4 protein-coding genes are annotated in these 3,255 nt (G+C 42.0%); all 4 read left to right on the forward strand.

The genetic code is table 11. The features are described 5' to 3' along the window. Window positions 1–433 precede the first annotated feature (433 nt). The 4 genes from AC1DWN_RS30925 to galU all read left to right on the forward strand — a co-directional run bounded on the left by AC1DWN_RS30925 (window position 434) and on the right by galU (window position 3,252). On the forward strand, window positions 434–739 hold the full coding sequence (locus AC1DWN_RS30925) for a hypothetical protein (RefSeq protein ID WP_477562695.1): 306 nt from the start codon (window positions 434–436) through the stop codon (window positions 737–739). Between the two features lie 145 nt (window positions 740–884). Further along, window positions 885–1,640 carry a YveK family protein gene (locus AC1DWN_RS30930; RefSeq protein WP_477562696.1) on the forward strand — a complete coding sequence of 252 codons (756 nt, stop codon included), beginning with the start codon at window positions 885–887 and terminating at the stop codon, window positions 1,638–1,640. After that, window positions 1,621–2,313: a CpsD/CapB family tyrosine-protein kinase gene (locus tag AC1DWN_RS30935; protein ID WP_477562697.1), complete on the forward strand. Its 693-nt coding sequence runs from the start codon at window positions 1,621–1,623 to the stop codon at window positions 2,311–2,313. Before AC1DWN_RS30930 ends, AC1DWN_RS30935 begins: the two co-directional genes overlap by 20 nt. 63 nt (window positions 2,314–2,376) lie before the next feature. Further along, complete coding sequence (gene galU / locus AC1DWN_RS30940; RefSeq protein WP_477562698.1) at window positions 2,377–3,252, forward strand: UTP--glucose-1-phosphate uridylyltransferase GalU; 876 nt, start codon at window positions 2,377–2,379, stop codon at window positions 3,250–3,252. The last annotated feature ends 3 nt before the right edge of the window (window positions 3,253–3,255 follow it).

A 3,255-nucleotide genomic window follows, 5' to 3' on the forward strand; every position in this document is an offset into this window, starting at 1 on the left:
AACTAATGTTATAAAAACTAATGTTATAAATATGCTCAATCCTTTATTTTACAAGGGTTAAAGTCATTGTTTGTATGCGAATAAATGAGTCTAAAGGCGTAATAGGTGAATAGTATTATAAAACGCTTTCAATGCAATAATTAAATAATAAATTCCATCTATTATAACGAATTGATATCCGATTATCCCGATACATTAGGAGTCTTTACTTATAACATTCATTTTGAAAATGAGTAAGATTGTCTAATCGACACCATGTCTTTATTCCCTCAAGAAATGTGAGCTTATATGTCATAATTAGACTCAAAGCAGATTGTAGAAAAAATCAAATTATATTTTGCTAATATTAGAACCTCCTCATATAGGTTGTAATATCCTTTCGTTTGTAGCAGTCTAGAGTAATCAAAGACCCTGATAAGTGGAGGATTACAAAATGAATGTTTCGAGTCAAGAGCAGAAGCAAGTGAGGCTGAAGCGTTTTTTGAAAATGCTATCCGAGGATCCTAACCTCATTAATCAAGAGGGGATTAAGAAATCGAGATCCTTACCAGAGCTTCTTATGTACACCGGCTATCAACCATCGAATGAATCTGTTGATATGGCTGCGTTAGTATCCATGCTGCTTAAGAAGCTTGGTCTTGAGGCTGGTACGGAGGACATGATGGATCATATTATAAATGGCGGAACGGTTGATGATTTTATGAGTACCGGGGGGCATCGACTATATAACTTGGACTAGTAATCCCGGTTATTAGTTAGAAGTCTCAAAAAACCATGCCCAAAAGTTCGCGTTTTGAATAACTAAATTTATATTCAACTCATAAAGAATAACTAATTCCTGAACCAGTTTGGGAGATGACGGATTTAATAACGGAGGAAACGATTTGGAATTAAAACAATATGGAACCATCGTCAAAAGAAGGCTGTTAATGATCGTACTGATTATCGCGATAAGCTGCTTGAGTATTGGCATTTACTCCTATTATTTCATCAAGCCGCAATATGAGGCTTCTGCCAAACTAATCATCAACCAATACAAGGAAAGCAGCTCTCTGATTCCTAGTATTGATGTAGGCTCCATCAACTCCACGATTGGGCTTATCAAAACCTATAAAGAAATTCTTAAAACGCCGCGCATGATGAAAAAAGTGGTGCAAGAGTATCCAGACCTTGGCGTGACGTTTGGCGAGCTCATTGGCAAGGTAAGCGTCAGCTCGGTAAACGAGACACAGGTCATGTCGATTACCGTTCGAGATGACTCGTATGAAAAGGCGGCGAATATCGCCAATGCTGTTGCCATCGTTTTTCAAAAGTCTGTACCGGAGCTGATGAAGGTTGATAATGTTTCGGTCTTAGACCAAGCGGACCCGAAAGAGAATCATGGTCCGGTAGCTCCGAACCCGAAGATGAATATTGCAGTAGCTTTTGTACTGGCATTGATGCTAGGCATTGGAATTTCCTTCTTGCTTGATTATTTGGATGACACGGTCAAGACAGAGGAAGACATCATAGGGCTTCTTCAAGTACCTGTATTGTCGTCGATTCCGAAGTTTGATGAAAATGATTCGATTGTACGAAATAGTAAGGAACCGTTAACGACAAAGGTTGGGAGGGAAAGCAATGTCTCAATTGATTCCTAAATGGAACCTCATTACAGCAATTAATCCAAAGTCACCGATTTCCGAAGGGTATCGGATGCTTAGGACTAACATCGAGTTCTCCACCATTAACTATAAGCTGCAAATCATTATGGTCACTTCTTCTAAGCCGAGTGAAGGCAAGAGTACGACATGCGCCAATATGGCTGTCGCTTTCGCCCAAGCGAACAAAAAAGTTCTTCTAATCGATGCGGATCTGCGAAAGCCTTCCCAGCACTATATATTCGGGAAAACGAATCGAAACGGACTTACGACAGCATTATTTAATCAAAAGGAGCTCGGGGACGTCATCCAGCATACCACTACGGAAAACCTGTCCCTGATAAATGCCGGACCAACACCGCCTAATCCATCAGAGCTGCTGTCGTCTGACCAGATGGCTGTGATGCTGAGCAGAGCGAGGGAACTATATGACGTTATTATTATCGACACCCCGCCTATTATGTCTGTTACGGATGCTCAAATCGTAGCTACGCAAAGCGATGGCGTTGTGCTTGTCGTCGACTCAGGAAAAGTGAAAAAGGATGTTGTACTCAAAGCGAAGGCTTCAATCGAGCATGTGAAGGCCAAGTTAATCGGCGTCGTTCTAAATAAGATCAACCAAAACGACTCCGATATTTATTCTTATTATTATGGGGAACGAGACGACGCATAGCGTCATTTCTCTCAATAAATGGCTGTAAAGAAACACAAAAATAATAGGATAGGGTGATATCAATTGAAAAAAGTAACCAAAGCTATTATCCCCGCCGCAGGACTCGGTACTCGTTTTTTACCAGCAACGAAAGCAATGCCGAAAGAAATGCTTCCTATCGTAGATAAGCCGACCATTCAGTACATCGTGGAGGAAGCGATTGAATCAGGTGTGGAGGATATCATCGTTGTGACGGGCAAAGGGAAGCGAGCAATCGAAGACCACTTCGATATTGCATTTGAGCTCGAGCATACGTTGGAGCAAAAAGGGAAGTTTGACATTTTGGAAAAGGTTAGAAAATCCTCGAATGTGAATCTTCATTACATAAGGCAGAAAGAACCGAAGGGACTTGGCCATGCCGTTTGGTGCGCGCGCAATTTCATTGGTGATGAGCCATTCGCCGTGCTGCTTGGTGATGATATCGTGGAAGCCGAAGTGCCATGCACAAGGCAGTTGATTGAACAGTATGAGCGTACAGGACGCTCCGTAATCGGAGTTCAGATGGTTGGCGTGGATCAAACACACCGCTATGGAATCGTTGATCCTGGCCAAAGAGTAGACAATCTTTATGAGGTAAATCGATTTGTGGAGAAGCCGCCGCAAGGACAAGCACCATCTAATCTGGCCATAATGGGCCGGTATGTGCTGACTCCTGATATTTTTGAATATTTGGGAAGGCATGAGCTCGGAGCGGGTGGAGAAATTCAACTTACCGATGCGATTCAAAAGCTGAATATGGATAAAGGCGTGTATGCTTTCGACTTCCAAGGCATTCGTTATGACGTAGGTGAAAAGCTTGGATTTATTATGACGACAATTGACTTTGCACTTCGAAACAGCGAGCTTAGACACCCGTTGATGACGGGGCTTGAGGAAATAATGGAACGTGAGCTTGGCTAGCAG

This window comes from Paenibacillus sp. P4_A7, from assembly GCF_056402455.1.